This is a genomic window from Arsenicicoccus bolidensis DSM 15745, assembly GCF_000426385.1.
GTDB classification, from domain to species: Bacteria; Actinomycetota; Actinomycetes; order Actinomycetales; family Dermatophilaceae; genus Arsenicicoccus; species Arsenicicoccus bolidensis.
On record NZ_AUFG01000015.1, the window covers coordinates 59,406 to 73,924 of the forward strand.

General features: G+C 71.2%; 14 protein-coding genes. 12 read left to right on the top strand and 2 right to left on the bottom strand.

Annotated features, from left to right (window positions below):
- The first annotated feature begins 9 nt into the window (after positions 1-9).
- The 3 genes from K313_RS0110095 (at position 10) to K313_RS0110105 (ending at position 3,157) form a co-directional block, all read left to right on the top strand.
- Positions 10-855, top strand: a complete 846-nt coding sequence (locus K313_RS0110095) for a thioesterase family protein (protein WP_019285106.1) — start codon at positions 10-12, stop codon at positions 853-855.
- Positions 856-980: 125 nt separating this feature from the next.
- Positions 981-2,177, top strand: coding sequence for a pyridoxal phosphate-dependent aminotransferase (locus tag K313_RS0110100; RefSeq protein WP_029211518.1), 1,197 nt, complete (start codon positions 981-983; stop codon positions 2,175-2,177).
- 14 nt (positions 2,178-2,191) lie between these two features.
- Positions 2,192-3,157, top strand: a complete 966-nt coding sequence (locus K313_RS0110105) for a 2-hydroxyacid dehydrogenase (RefSeq protein ID WP_034252760.1) — start codon at positions 2,192-2,194, stop codon at positions 3,155-3,157.
- A 165-nt stretch (positions 3,158-3,322) separates the two neighbouring features.
- On the opposite strand, the gene K313_RS0110110 is transcribed toward K313_RS0110105, so the two are convergent.
- Positions 3,323-4,465, bottom strand: a complete 1,143-nt coding sequence (locus tag K313_RS0110110) for a glycerate kinase (RefSeq protein WP_029211520.1) — start codon at positions 4,463-4,465, stop codon at positions 3,323-3,325.
- Between the two features lie 172 nt (positions 4,466-4,637).
- Between K313_RS0110110 and K313_RS22365 the strand changes: the two genes are divergently transcribed.
- The 5 genes from K313_RS22365 to K313_RS0110135 all read left to right on the top strand — a co-directional run bounded on the left by K313_RS22365 (position 4,638) and on the right by K313_RS0110135 (position 10,118).
- Entirely contained in the window at positions 4,638-6,275 is a 1,638-nt protein-coding gene (locus K313_RS22365; RefSeq protein ID WP_029211521.1) for a GGDEF domain-containing protein, read from the top strand.
- A gap of 63 nt (positions 6,276-6,338) precedes the next feature.
- Positions 6,339-7,847 carry a methylmalonyl-CoA carboxytransferase subunit 5S gene (locus K313_RS0110120; RefSeq protein ID WP_029211522.1) on the top strand — a complete coding sequence of 503 codons (1,509 nt, stop codon included), beginning with the start codon at positions 6,339-6,341 and terminating at the stop codon, positions 7,845-7,847.
- Positions 7,848-7,869: 22 nt separating this feature from the next.
- Entirely contained in the window at positions 7,870-9,438 is a 1,569-nt protein-coding gene (locus K313_RS0110125; RefSeq protein ID WP_029211523.1) for an acyl-CoA carboxylase subunit beta, read from the top strand.
- 28 nt (positions 9,439-9,466) lie between these two features.
- A complete protein-coding gene (locus tag K313_RS0110130) occupies positions 9,467-9,727 on the top strand; it encodes a hypothetical protein (protein ID WP_029211524.1) in 261 nt (86 codons plus the stop codon).
- 25 nt (positions 9,728-9,752) lie between these two features.
- Positions 9,753-10,118 carry a biotin/lipoyl-containing protein gene (locus tag K313_RS0110135; RefSeq protein WP_019285115.1) on the top strand — a complete coding sequence of 122 codons (366 nt, stop codon included), beginning with the start codon at positions 9,753-9,755 and terminating at the stop codon, positions 10,116-10,118.
- Positions 10,119-10,197: 79 nt separating this feature from the next.
- On the opposite strand, the gene K313_RS0110140 is transcribed toward K313_RS0110135, so the two are convergent.
- On the bottom strand, positions 10,198-10,851 hold the full coding sequence (locus tag K313_RS0110140) for a GntR family transcriptional regulator (RefSeq protein WP_029211525.1): 654 nt from the start codon (positions 10,849-10,851) through the stop codon (positions 10,198-10,200).
- A 76-nt stretch (positions 10,852-10,927) separates the two neighbouring features.
- Between K313_RS0110140 and K313_RS0110145 the strand changes: the two genes are divergently transcribed.
- The 4 genes from K313_RS0110145 to K313_RS0110160 all read left to right on the top strand — a co-directional run bounded on the left by K313_RS0110145 (position 10,928) and on the right by K313_RS0110160 (position 14,517).
- On the top strand, positions 10,928-11,947 hold the full coding sequence (locus tag K313_RS0110145) for a 1-aminocyclopropane-1-carboxylate deaminase (RefSeq protein ID WP_029211526.1): 1,020 nt from the start codon (positions 10,928-10,930) through the stop codon (positions 11,945-11,947).
- Between the two features lie 51 nt (positions 11,948-11,998).
- Positions 11,999-13,375 (top strand): FAD-binding oxidoreductase, encoded by a 1,377-nt coding sequence (locus K313_RS0110150; protein ID WP_034252714.1) that lies wholly within the window; start codon positions 11,999-12,001, stop codon positions 13,373-13,375.
- 102 nt (positions 13,376-13,477) lie between these two features.
- Positions 13,478-14,122, top strand: coding sequence for a nucleotidyltransferase domain-containing protein (locus K313_RS22370; protein WP_029211528.1), 645 nt, complete (start codon positions 13,478-13,480; stop codon positions 14,120-14,122).
- Positions 14,119-14,517: a hypothetical protein gene (locus tag K313_RS0110160; protein ID WP_029211529.1), complete on the top strand. Its 399-nt coding sequence runs from the start codon at positions 14,119-14,121 to the stop codon at positions 14,515-14,517. Before K313_RS22370 ends, K313_RS0110160 begins: the two co-directional genes overlap by 4 nt.
- Positions 14,518-14,519: the final 2 nt, after the last annotated feature.

A 14,519-nucleotide genomic window follows, 5' to 3' on the forward strand; every position in this document is an offset into this window, starting at 1 on the left:
CGTGGCCGTATGACGCCCGCGCCACCCGCCCACCCGGACAGTGCGGGACCCACCCGCCCGGACCCTTCACTTCTCGACTCCACCACCCCCGCCTACTACCTCGCCCTCGGCGACGGGAGGTACCAGCCCACGCTGCACGCCCAGGGCGCCTGGAACCCCTGGGAGCAGCACATGGGACCCGTGGCCGGCCTGCTCGCGCACGCCGTCGAACGGCACGCCCCGCGCGAGGACATGCAGCTGGCGCGCATCACCTACGACATCCTCGGCGTGATCCCCGCCTCCGAGGTCGAGGTCCGGTGCGAGACGGTGCGTCCGGGGCGGACCATCGAGCTCGTCGAGGCGACCCTGTATGCCGGGAGCAAGGCCGTGGTGCGGGCCACCGCCTGGCGGCTGGTCCGGCAGGACACCGCCGAGGTCGCGGGGGGCTTCCACGCCGGTATGCCGCATCACGACGAGGTCGCGGCCCGCAGCTACGAGGGGGTCTGGGGCGGCGGCTTCATCGGATCGCTGCACTTCCGGTCCGTCGACGGCGGCGAGCCCGGCCGGGGGCGCGTCTGGATCAGCACCGATCTGGACCTCGTCAGCGGCGAGGAGACCTCGGACGTGGCGCGGTTGCTGGGCCTGGTCGACACCGCCAACGGCGTGGCTGTGCGGCAGCACCCCGGGGAGTGGATGTTCCCCAACGTCGACCTCACGGTGCACCTGTTCCGCACGCCCACGCACGGCTGGCTGGGCCTCGACACCGAGGTCACCTTCGGCGAGACGGGTCTCGGGCTGACCTCGACCGACCTCTACGACGAGCACGGACCCATCGGTCGGGCGGAGCAGATCCTGACGGTGCGCCGACTGCCCTGACTGGTCCCGTGGCAGCCGGGATGTGGGGTCCGGCCCCCGGGTCGCTACAGTGCGAGGGAGGACGGTCCCGCACCCGGGGTCGATCCACGTCACCGACGACACACCACTCGTAGGGAGATTCAGCAATGGCGCTGGCACGACGACTTTCTCGCCTCGGCACGGAGACGGCCTTCGCCGTCTCGGCCGCGGCGGCGGCCTGGGGGGCCAAGGGCAACGACATCTACCCCTTCCACCTCGGCGACATCGACCTGGCCACCCCGGCCCACATCACCGAGGCCATGAACCGGGCGATCGCGGACGGCAAGACCGGCTACTGCCCCGGCCCCGGCATCCCGGCCCTGCGCGAGGCCATGGCCGCCGACATCAACCGGCTCCGCGGCACGGCATACACGGCCGAAAACGTCGCGATCCAGCCCGGCGGCAAGCCGGTGATCACCAAGTTCCTGCAGGCCGTGATGGACGAGGGCGACGAGGTCCTCTATCCCAACCCGGGGTTCCCGATCTACGAGTCGCAGATCGAGTACCTCGGCGGCGTGGCCAAGGCCTACCGCTACCTCCCGACCGAGCGCGGCTTCGCGATCGACCTGGAGCAGGTGCGCTCGCTGATCACGCCCCGGACCCGGGCGATCATCTACAACGACCTGCAGAACCCCATCTCCGCCGAGTCGACCCAGGAGGAGCGCGAGGCCATCGCCGCGATCGCGCAGGAGCACGACCTGTGGGTGCTGTCGGACGAGGCCTACTTCGAGACGCGCTACTCCGGTGAGTCGCACTCGATCTCGTCGATCGACGGGATGGCGGACCGCACCGTCATCCTCTACACCTTCTCCAAGAAGTTCGCGATGACGGGGTGGCGGCTCGGCGCGGGGATCGCTCCCGTCGAGGTGGCCCAGGTGTTCTCGACCATGAACACCAACAACGAGTCGTGCACGACCCACTTCATCCAGCACGCGGGGATCGCCGGCCTCACCGGCGACCAGCAGCCGGTCCAGGACATGCTCGACGTCCTGCGTGGCCGCCGCGACGCCGCGTGCGAGGTCATCAACCAGATCCCGGGCGTGGACGTCGCGACCCCGGAGTCGACGTTCTACCTGTTCCCGGACGTCACCGAGGCGGTGCGGCAGGTGGGTGCCGCGGACGTCGACGACTTCGCGACGCAGGCCCTGCACGCCACGGGCGTGTCCTTCTGCACGCGCAACCACTTCGGACGCCGTCAGCCGGGCGAGGACCGCGACTACATCCGGTTCGCCTACTCCGGCATCAGCGAGGACCGCATCCGCGAGGGCCTCGGCAAGCTCAAGGATTGGATCGAGAGCAAGTGAGCGGGGACAACGCGATGAAGGTCGTCATCACCAACAAGATCCCGCAGTCGGCCGTCGACGCCCTCCGGGCCGAGCACGACGTCGTCTTCTACCACGACGCCGACGACTGCATCACGCGCGAGGCCTGCCTCGAGGCCGTGCGCGGCGCCGACGCCGTCGTCACCCTGCTGACCGAGAAGGTCGACGACGAGTTCCTGGACGCGTGCGGCGGCCAGCTCAAGGTCGTCGCCAACGTCGCGGTGGGCTACAACAACATCGACGTCCCGGCCTGCGAGCGCCGCGGCGTGATCGCCACCAACACCCCGAAGGTCCTGACCGAGACCACGGCGGACACGGCCTTCGGCCTGATGCTGATGGTCACGCGGCGGTTCGGCGAGGGCGAGCGGGTCATCCGCTCCCGCACGCCGTGGCAGTGGGGCATGTTCTACCTGCTCGGGATGGGCCTTCAGGACAAGACCCTCGGCATCGTCGGCATGGGGCAGATCGGCATCGCCATGGCCCGTCGCGCCAAGGCCTTCGGCATGGACGTCGTCTACTCCGACGCCTACGAGCTGGCCGCGGACGTGGCCGGGGAGCTCGGTGCGCGCAAGGTCGAGCTGGACGAGCTCTTCGAGACCTCGGACGTCGTCTCGCTGCACTGCCCGCTGATGGACTCGACGCACCACCTCGTCGACGCCGACGCGCTGAAGCGGATGAAGAAGACCGCCTACCTGATCAACTCCGCCCGCGGACCCATCGTCGACGAGGCCGCGCTCGTGGCAGCCCTCGAGGCCGGCGAGATCGCGGGTGCGGGGCTCGACGTCTTCGAGGCCGAGCCGACCGTGCACGAGGGTCTGATCGACCGCGACGACGTCGTGCTGCTCCCCCACCTGGGCTCGGCGACGGTCGAGACGCGCACGGCCATGGCCGAGCTCGCGGCGCAGAACGTCCTCGACGTCCTGGCCGGCAAGCCTCCGGTCACCCCCGTCACCAAGGCCTGACCCCGGCTCGTATGACGCCCCCTGGCCCCGCCGCGACGCGGGGTCGGGGGGGCGTCGTGCACGCCGTCTCACCGCACCGCACCCGTCTCACCCTGCAACCCGAGACACCCTCGCCAACGGCGCCAGCGGACGGCAGCCGCCAACGATGCAGGGGCGGCGAGCGCGTCAGAGACCGCCGTCGGCGAGGGCGCGCGCCACGGTGCCGGCCAGCTGCTCGAGCAGCGGCCCCGCCTCGCTCATGCACCGCGCGGGATCCGGCTCGAGGTCCGTCAGGGCATAGACGCGGCGGATGCCCGACGCCTCCGCCTGGCCGTCGGCGAGCAGGGAGCGCCCACACACCGCCACGACGGGCACGCCCACGCGCGCTGCCGCCTCGGCGACACCGACGGGGGTCTTGCCCATGAGCGACTGCTCGTCCAGGGAACCCTCGCCGGTGATGACCAGGTCTGCGCCGTCGGCCTGCTCGGCGAAGCCGACGAGGTCGAGGACCAGCTCGACGCCTGGCCGCATCTCGGCGTCGAGGACCTGCAGGGCGGCATACCCGACGCCACCGGCCGCGCCTGCACCCGGCTCGTCGCGCGAGTCGCGGCCTATCGCCTCCGCGAGCAGGTCCGCGAGGCGCTCGAGCCCGGCGTCGACCTGGGGACGGAGCTGGGCGGTGACCCCCTTCTGCGGGCCGAACACGGCGGCGGTGCCCCGGTCGCCCAGCAGCGGGTTGTTGACGTCGCACGCCACGACGACGCGGGCGTCGGCCAGGCCAGGGTGCAGACCCGACAGGTCGACGCTGGCGAGGGACGCGAGCCCCCCTGCGCCGTCGGGGATCTCGTGGCCCGAGGCGTCGAGGAAGCGGACGCCGAGGGCGGACAGCATGCCTGTGCCGCCGTCGGTGCTGGCCGAGCCCCCGATCCCGAGGACGATCTCGGCGCACCCCTCGTCCAGCGCCGCACGCACCGCCTCGCCGACCCCGCGGCTGGTGGAGGTGAGGGGCTCGAGCCGGCCCCCGGGCAGGTGCACGATCCCGCAGGTCTCGGCGAGCTCGACGACGGCGGTGGCCCCCAGCACGGCATACCGGGCCTGGAGCGGTCGGCCCGTCGGACCCGACGTCGTGGTGGTCCGCCCCTCGTAGCCGGCGACGAGGGCCGCCTCGATGGTGCCGTCACCGCCGTCCGCGACCAGCAGCGTGCGCACGGTGGCGCCGGGCAGGACGCCACGAACCCCGACGGTGATCCGCTCGGCCACCTCGGTCGCGACCAGCGAGCCCTTGAACTTGTCGCAGGCGACGAGGACGACGGGCTCGGGCACGGTCATGACGGGCGCTCCTCGGCGAGGGTCCGGACGGGATCCTCAAGGTAGCACCGGCCGGATTCCAGCCTCGGCGCGCGTCGGACCCTGGCGGGGGCGGCCACGCTTTGTCATGATGCCTGCGCCGAGGAAGTACGAGGAAGTAGCCGGCCGAGGGTCGGAGACGGAGGTGAGGCCGGTGCCCACCGAGCCCTGCCTGCCCCGGAACGCTCTGCCCGTGCCCGGCGGCGGACCGGCCATCGACCACAGCGCCATGGTCGAGCGGGCCTGGCACGCCCGTCACCGGGACCAGGAGACCGCGTCCGCCCTGGCCGACCGGGCCGCCCGTCACGCGGTCGCCACGGACGACCACCTGCTCGAGGCACGCGCCCGCGTGGTGCAGGCGGCCTGCCGGTTCGCGGTCCAGGACTACGAGCAGGCCCTCACCCTCGCCAACGAGGGACTCGTGACGCTCACCTCGCTCGAGGACGTCTGGCTCGGCCGGCTCCAGCTCGTGCTCGGCAACGTCAGCGCGGAGATCGGCGAGCCCGCCCATGCCGCGGGCTTCTTCAACCAGGCGGTCAGCATCGCCCGGCAGGCCAACGATGTGCAGCTCGTCGCGCAGTGCCTGCTCAACGCCGCCCTCGACCGGGTCGACGTGGTCGACCAGGTGCGGGACTTCCGACGGGCCCTGGCGATCTTCGAGGGCATCGACGACGCGGAGGGCCAGGCCTATGCCCACCTCGACATCGCGCACGCCCTCGTCGACCAGCAGCGTCTGCTGGAGGCCACCGTCGAGGCGCGGCGCGCGCAGCACCACGCAGCCCGCGCCCACACCAACGACGTGGTGGCCCACGCCGTGGCGCTCCAGGCCTACGGATCGGCCCACCTCGGGCACCCGCTGCAGGCCGAGGCGCTCCTGGCCGACGCCCAGCACCGGATCGAGTCCGCCCGCCAGCCCGTGCGGATCGACGTGACCATCGAGGTCGCCCGGGCGTGGACCGCGCTGGGGCGGCCGGACGAGGCCGTGCTGCTGCTCGAGCCGCTGCTCACGGGGTCCGCGCTCACCGATCGGCAGACGCTGGCGCTCACCGACATCCTGTCCGAGGCCTACGCCGGACGGGGCGACCACGAGTCGGCCTACTGGACGCTGCGGTCCCACCTGGAGCTCAAGGACGCCCACGAGGACGCCATGGCCCGCCGCCGGGCATCGGCCCTGGTCGTGCTGCACCGGGTGCAGATGGTCGAGCGGGAGGCGGCCCGCGCCCGCGAGCGCCAGCAGCGGCTGGAGGCGGAGTTCAGCGAGCTCAAGTCCGAGCACCGCATGGTGCAGGAGATCTCGATCCGCGACGACCTCACGGGACTGCACAACCGTCGGCTGCTCAACGACCGCCTTCTCGTCGACGTGCGCGCCGCCGACGCGGACCACCCGGTCAGCCTGATCCTGCTCGACCTCGACCACTTCAAACGCGTCAACGACACGCACGGCCACGTGGTCGGCGACCAGGTGCTGCACGCCCTCGGCCGCATGCTGCAGACCGAGGTGCGGGTGTCGGACGTGGCGGCCCGCTACGGCGGGGAGGAGCTGGCGGTGCTGCAGCCGGGCACCGACCTCGACGCGGCCACCGTGCTGGCCGAGCGGCTGCGAGCACGGATCGCGGCGCTGGACTGGCTGCAGATCGTCGGGGTCCCCCTCAACCTCACGGTGAGCGCGGGCGTCGCGAGCACCTCCGGCGGGGAGACGCCCCGCGACCTGCTGCGCCGGGCGGACCGGGCGATGTATGCCGCCAAGGCCGCAGGCCGGGACCGCGTCATGACCGCCGCCGACACCACCTGAGGATCCCCGCTAAGACCCACCCCGCTGATGCCGCGCCGCGGCCCGTGGGGCAGGATTGCAGGCGTGGATACACAGCAGCGACAGATCGGCGTGACGGAGCTGGCCCTGCGGGACGCGCACCAGAGTCTGATGGCGACCCGCATGGCCCTGGAGGACATGGTCGGTGCCTGCGAGGACATCGACAACGCGGGGTACTGGAGCGTTGAGTGCTGGGGCGGGGCGACGTTCGACGCGTGCATCCGCTTCCTCAACGAGGACCCGTGGGAGCGGCTGCGGACCTTCCGCCGACTGCTGCCGAACTCCCGCCTCCAGATGCTCCTGCGGGGGCAGAACCTCCTCGGTTACCGCCACTACGGCGACGACGTGGTGGACCACTTCGTCGAGAAGGCCGCCGAGAACGGCATGGACGTGTTCCGCACGTTCGACGCCCTCAACGACACCCGCAACGTCGAGCGCGCGATCGCCGCGGTCAAGAAGGCCGGCAAGCACGCGCAGGGCACCATCTGCTACACCACCAGCCCGCTGCACGACGTGGACGTCTACCTCCGGCAAGCGCGCGAGCTGCGCGACGTCGGCGTGGACTCCATCGCCATCAAGGACATGGCGGCGCTGCTCAAGCCGCAGCCGGCCTACGACCTGGTCCGGGCGATCAAGGCAGAGATGCCGGACATGCAGGTCAACGTGCACTGCCACGCGACCACGGGCGTCACGCTCGTCTCGCTGATGAAGGCCGTCGAGGGGGGCGCCGACGTCGTCGACACCGCCATCTCCTCGCTGTCCCTCGGCCCGGGGCACAACCCCACGGAGTCCCTGCAGGAGATGCTCGAGGGCACGGGCTACATCGCCGACCTGGACAAGGTGCGGCTCGGTCGCATCAAGGAGCACTTCGCCGGGATCCGGCCCCGCTACACGCAGTTCATGTCCTCGTTCAACGTCGAGACGGACATCTTCGACAGCCAGATCCCCGGCGGCATGATCTCCAACATGGAGTCCCAGCTCAAGCAGCAGGGCGCCGGCGACAAGCTCAAGGAGGTGCTCGAGGAGGTGCCACGCGTGCGAAAGGACGCCGGCTACCCGCCCCTCGTCACCCCGTCCAGCCAGATCGTGGGCACGCAGGCCGTCTTCAACGTCCTCATGGGCCGCTACAAGGTCCTGACCGCCGAGTTCGCCGACCTGATGCTCGGCTACTACGGCTCGGTCATGGGCGAGCTCGACCAGGAGGTCGTCGACAAGGCCAAGCAGCAGACCGGCAAGGAGCCGATCGACGTGCGGCCCGCCGACCTGATCGAGGACGAGTGGGACCAGCTGCGCACCGACGCCGCCGCGCTCGAGGGCTTCGACGGCAGCGACGAGGACGTCCTGACCTACGCGATGTTCCCCAAGGTCGCTCCCGGTTTCTTCACCAGCCGCGCCGAGGGCCCCAAGAACGTCGGCAAGGGCCCCGCCGAGCTCGAGGCCGAGAAGGCCGCGGCCGCCCAGGGCGACGGCAAGACCGGCCCGGTCCGTGGCCCGATCACCTACGAGATCACCATCGACGGCAAGAAGCACTCCGTCGCCGTGAAGCCGGCCTGACGGCAGGAGAGGGAACCTCACCATGAGCAAGGCACCCCAGTCACCCAAGACGATGGCCGACCGCCTCACGGAGCTCCGCGAGCGCCGCGCCGCGGTCGAGGCCGGCGGCGGCGAGAAGCGCCACGCCAAGCAGCACGAGGCCGGCAAGAAGACCGCGCGCGAGCGGGTCGCGGACCTGGTCGACCCCGGCTCCTTTGAGGAGATGGGCCTGTTCGCCCAGCACCGGACCACGTTGTTCGGGATGGACAAGGCCGTCATGCCGGCGGACGGCGTCGTGACCGGCACCGGCACGGTCTTCGGCCGCCCGGTCCACGTCGCGAGCCAGGACTTCTCCGTGGCGGGTGGCTCCGCCGGCGAGATGCACTCCACCAAGGTCGCCAAGACGCTGCACGCAGCCCTGGAGAACGGCACCCCGTTCGTCTTCATCAACGACTCGGGCGGCGCCCGCGTCCAGGAGGGCATCGACTCGCTGTCCGGCTACGGCAAGGTGTTCTTCCAGAACGTCGCGCTGTCCGGCGTGGTCCCGCAGGTCTCGATCATCGCGGGGCCGTGCGCCGGTGGAGCGGCATACTCCCCCGCCCTCACCGACTTCATCATCCAGACCAAGAGCTCCCGGATGTTCATCACCGGCCCCGACGTGATCAAGCAGGTCACCGGCGAGCAGGTCACGGCCGAGGAGCTGGGCGGCCCGGCGGCGCACATGGCGCGCTCCGGCGTCACCCACTTCATGGCCGAGGACGACGAGCAGGCGGTCCTGATCGCCCAGAAGCTCCTGAGCTTCCTGCCGAGCAACAACACCGAGGAGCCGCCGCTGGTCGACGGGTTCGAGGACGTCGAGCCCGACGAGTCGCTCAACACCGTGATCCCCGAGGACCCCAAGAAGGGGTATGACGTCCGTGACGTCATCGGCTCGCTCGTGGACGGCGCCGACTTCCTCGAGGTGCACGCGGGCTTCGCGCCCAACATCGTCGTCGGCTTCGCCCGCATCACGGGACGTACGGTCGGCATCATCGCCAACCAGCCCAGCGTGATGAGCGGCGTCCTCGACATCGACTCCTCCGACAAGGGCGCGCGGTTCGTGCGCTTCTGCAACGCCTTCAACATCCCGTTGGTCACCCTGGTCGACGTCCCGGGCTTCCTCCCGGGCGTGCAGCAGGAGTACGGCGGCATCATCCGCCACGGCGCCAAGATGCTCTTCGCCTACTCCTCCGCGACGGTCCCCAAGATCACCGTGGTCCTGCGCAAGGCGTACGGCGGCGCCTACCTCGCCATGTGCTCCAAGGACCTCGGCGCGGACCGCGTGTTCGCGTGGCCGACGGCCGAGATCGCCGTCATGGGCGCCGAGGGCGCCGCGGGCGTGGTCTTCCGCAAGGAGATCGCCGAGGCGGACGATCCGACGGCCAAGCGGGCCGAGCTGGTCCAGCTCTACCGCGACGCCTTCTCCACGCCGTACGTCTCCGCCTCGCGCGGTCTCGTCGACGACATCATCGAGCCGGCGGACACGCGTCGTCACATCGCGCGCTCGCTGGAGATGCTCGCCGGCAAGCGCGACATGCGTCCGGCCAAGAAGCACGGCCTGATCCCGCTCTGATCGACCGACTGCCACGGAAGGACACATCATGAGCGAACCCACCGTCGCCGAGCTGCAGGCCCTGGTCGCCGACCTCACCGCTCGTCTCGAGGCCCTGGAGGCCAAGGTCTCCGCCCGGGACGACGAGGTCAGCCCCGAGGTGCTGCTCGCGATCTCCGCAGCCGTCGCGGCCTACCTGGGCAAGCGCGCCACCGTCAAGCAGGTCCACCTGCGTCGCGGCTCGGCGTGGGCGTCCCAGGGCCGCTCGGACATCCACCACTCGCACACGTTCCAGCACGGCGTGCGCTGACCGCCGACGCAACCGAAGGACTGACATGAAGCTGAAGGTGACCGTCAACGGATCGGTCTACGACGTCGACGTCGAGGTGGAGGAGGAGCCCCGACCGAGCCTGGGTGCCGTCCTCGTGGGCAGCATGTCCGCCCACGGCGTGGCCCCCACCAGCGCGAAGGCCCCGGCCAGCGCGTCCAACGCCCTCACCGCCAACATCGCGGGCACCGTCGTCAAGGTGCTCGTCGAGGCGGGCCAGGAGGTCAAGGAGGGCGAGACCCTGCTCGTCCTCGAGGCCATGAAGATGGAGACCGAGGTCACGGCGCCCAAGGACGGGCGGATCGCCGCGGTCGACGTGGCCGTCGGCGACGCCGTCCAGGGCGGCCAGGTCCTCGTGGAGTGGGAGGCCTGACCCGCCTCGGGTCTCACGGACACAGCGAGGAGCGGTTCCCCGTATGACGGGGGGCCGCTCCTTCGTCATACGGCCCTCATCAGCCCGAGAAGGTGAAGCGCAGGGAGAGCCAGTTGTCGCGGCTCAGGGTCGCGGCTCGCTCTGCGTCGCCCGCGCGGGCGGCCGCGATGATGGCGGCGTGCTGGTCGGCGCTGCCGCGGCCGGCGTAGGTCGTGAACCGCATCCGCTCCACCCGCCGCAGGACCGGGACCACCCGCTCGAGCACCTCGGCCACGACGACGTTGCCGCTCCGGGCGACGAAGACGCCGTGGAAGGCGTCGTCCGCCTCGATGGCTCGCTCGGCGTCGAGAGCGTGCAGCGCCTCCGCGAACGCCGCGTTGACCTCCTCGAGCTGCTCCAGGTCCGAGGCCGTCAGGTGAGGCGTGGCGACCCGCGCCGCGAGCTCGTGCATGGCCGCCGCGACCTGCTGGGCGTCCCGCGTCGACTCCTGGTCGACGGGTGCGACGATCGTGGCCCGGCCGGGCGTCGCCACCACCAGGCGGGCCCGCTCGAGGCGCAGCAGCGCCTCACGGATCGGGGTGCGGCTGACGCCGAGCCATCCCTCCAGCTCGGGATCGCGCAGCCGCTCCCCCGGAGCGAGCGTCCCGGCGACGATGGCGTCCCGGATGGCCTCGTAGGCGTGGTCACGCAGCAGGGACCGCTTCGGCAGGCCCGGTGACTCGGGGATCGGCATGGTCTGAATATAGGACCCGTTGCCCAGGAGACCCACTAGCAATATATTGGATTTCACCCGAGCAAAGGAGCTCCCGATGGGCATCGCCGACTTCGACCGCTATCCCCTCACCTTCGGACCCAGCCCGATGCATCCCCTCGAGCGCCTCGGCGCGCACCTCGGTGGCGCCCAGGTGTGGGCCAAGCGAGAAGACGTCAGCTCCGGCCTCGCCTTCGGCGGCAACAAGACTCGCAAGCTGGAGTACATCGTCCCCGACGTGCTCGCCTCCGGCGCCGACACCCTGGTCTCGATCGGGGGCTACCAGAGCAACCACACCCGCCAGGTCGCAGCCGTCGCCGCCCACCTCGGGCTGAAGGCCCTGCTCGTGCAGGAGACCTGGGTCGACTGGCCGGACCCCCTCAATGACCGCGTCGGCAACATCCAGCTCTCACGGATCATGGGCGCCGACGTGCGCCTCGACCCCCACGGCTTCGACATCGGCATCCGGAGCAGCTGGGAGGACGCGCTGCGGGAGGTCGAGGAGCGGGGCGGCAAGCCCTACCCCATCCCGGCCGGGGCGTCCGAGCACCCCCTCGGCGGACTGGGCTTCGCCGGCTGGGCGCACGAGGTCGCTCAGCAGGAGGCGGAGCTCGACGTCTTCTTCGACACCATCGTCGTGTGCACGGTCACCGGCTCGACCCACGCCGGGATGATCGCGGGCTTCGCCGAGCTCGAGGCTGCGGGCGGACGGCCGCGCCGCGTCATCGGCATCGACGCGTCGGCCACCCTCGACAAGACCCGCGACCAGGTGGGGCGCATCGCCCGGCATACGGCAGGGCTCCTCGGCCTGGAGCGCGACCTGCGCGACGACGAGATCACCGTGCTGGCGGGGTGGGCCGGCGACAAGTACGGCATCCCCGTCGAGTCGACGATCGAGGCCATCCGCCTCACCGGCCGGCTGGAGGGCGTCATCATCGACCCCGTCTACGAGGGCAAGTCGATGGCCGGCCTGATCGACCTCGTCTCCAGCCAGGAGATCCCGGCGAGCAGCACCTTCCTCTACGCCCACCTCGGCGGGCAGCTGGCGCTCAACGCCTACACCGCGGTGGTGCCCTGACCGGCGGCACCCTGTGCCGCGCCGGTCGAGTGGTTCGCCTAGGGTCGGACCGTGACCTCGATCGTTGATTCCCTCCTCGCGCGCCTCCCCGCCGACCGGGTCATGACCGACCCCGACGCGATGATCGCCTATGCCCGTGACCAGGCCGAGTGGGGGGCCTGGGGATCGCCGGCCGCCGTCGTGCGAGCCCGGTCGACGAGCGAGGTGCAGGCCACGGTGCAGGCGTGCCTCGAGCATGGCACCCCCGTCGTCGCCCGAGGAGCGGGGACCGGCCTGTCCGGCGCCGCGAACGCCGAGGCCGGGTGGATCGTGCTCAGCCTCGAGCGCCTGGACCAGGTCCTCGAGATCAACACCCTGGACCGGCTCGCCGTCGTCCAGCCCGGCGTGGTCAACGACCGGCTGCGCGCTGCCGCCGCCGAGCAGGGGCTCTGGTATCCCCCGGACCCCGGCAGCGCGCCCTGGTCGACCATCGGCGGCAACGTCGCGACCAACGCCGGCGGCATGTGCTGCGTGAAGTACGGCGTGACCAGGGACTACGTCCTGGCGCTGGAGGTCGTCACGGGGACCGGCGAGATCGTGCGGGTCGGTCGGCGCACCGCCAAGGGGGTCGTGGGCTACGACCTCGTCGGACTGATGACGGGCTCGGAGGGGACGCTCGGCATCATCACCGAGGTCACCGTGCGGCTGCGACCGGCCCGCGAGCCGGAGCGAACCGTCGCGGGCTTCTTCCCCGACCTCTTGTCGGCGGGCCGGGCCGTCACCGCCGTGGCGGAGGCCGGGCTCACGCCCTCGCTGCTCGAGCTGATGGACCGGACCCTGCTGCGGGCCGTCGACGACTGGAAGCACATGGGCCTGACCACCGAGGCCGACACGATGCTGCTCGGCCGCGTCGACACCCCCGGCGAGCGGGGCGACGCCGAGGCCGAGACCATGGCCGAGGTGTTCCGCGCCGCGGGGGCGGTCGACGCCGCGGTGGCCGAGGACGAGGAGGAGGGCGAGCTGCTGTTCGCCGCGCGCCGCCTCGCCTATCCCGCCGCCGAGCGCCTCGGCACGATCCTCACCGAGGACGTCTGCGTGCCCAAGGACCAGGTGGTCCCGATGCTCGAGCGCATCCAGCAGATCGGCGTGCGCCACGGCACCACGATCGCCAACGCCGCCCACGCGGGCGACGGCAACCTGCACCCGCTGCTCGTCACCACCCCGGGAGACGCCGAGCAGCTCGAGCGGGCGCACCTGGCCTTCGAGGAGATCATCGCGGCCTGCCTCGAGCTCGGCGGCACCATCTCCGGCGAGCACGGCGTGGGCACCCTCAAGCGGGACGGGCTGCACGCCGAGCTCGGCGAACCGGTCGTGGACCTGCACCGAGCGATCAAGGCGGCGCTCGACCCGCACGGAATCATGAATCCCGGCAAGGTCTTTCGTCCCTGAACGACCCGACTTCCCACGGCACCCGTCGCGGGGGCAAGGCGCCAGAGGCCCGTATGGCGTCCAAGCCTTCCACATGGAGCGTTGACCTGCCATCATGGTTTCATGGACCTGTCACATCCCCTGAGCGCCATCACGCCCTCGCTCGAGGGCGAGGCCCTGACCGTCCTCGCCGGGACCGAGAGCGCCCTCACCGGCCGAGGCATCGCCGAGCTCGCACGACGAGGTAGCCACACGGCGATGACGCAGGCCCTCGGACGTCTTGCCCACCAGGGACTCGTCATCGTGGAGCCGGCCGGTCGCGCCCACCTCTACCGCCTCAACCGTGAGCACCTTCTCGCCCCTGTCGTGCTCGCGGCGTCCAAGGCGGCCTCCGAGGTGCGTTCGAGGCTCACCAAGCAGATCGAGGGGTGGCGGGTGCCCTGCCTCCACGCGTCTCTCTACGGCTCCTTGTCGCGAGGAGAGGCCGGCTCGGACTCGGACATCGACGTCCTGGTCGTCCGCCCTCCGCACCTCGACGAGGCACAAGCCGAGGCGTGGAGCGATCAGCTGGCCGAGCTGGAGCGCCTCGTGTGGCAGTGGACGGGCAACACGTTGTCCTGGCTCGACACCACGCAGGAGGACCTGCGCCGAGCCGTGGAGGCCGACGAACCGCTGATCAGGTCCTGGCGCGAGGACTCCATCACGCTGGCGGGAGAATCCCTCGGGCCCCTGATCGCGCGACTGGCCACAGAGAGAAGCCCGGCATGACACCGACGCGGTCCAGCCCCGGCGACCGAGGTCAGGCGAAGGCCCGTCGCATCATTGCCGCGCGCTACCTCGACGTCGCAGAGCTCGCAGCCACCGAGGAGGGGCCGGGCGCCAACAACGTCGTGATCGGGATCGCGGTCCTGTCTGGCATCGCTGCCTCTGATGCCATCTGCATCGCTGCGACTGGATCGCGGTACTCCGGCGATGACCACGCCGAGGCCGCGCGGGTCCTCGGGCGCGTCGACCGCGCCCTGGGAAACGAGCTGAGCAAGCTCGTCCGGCTCAAGCCTGGAGCGCACTACGGATCGGCGTTCATCTCGGACACCGACCGTGTGCGGGCCTTGCGGGCGGCAAGGAGGCTGGTCGAGGCAGCGCTCGAACGAACCGTCGGCTGACG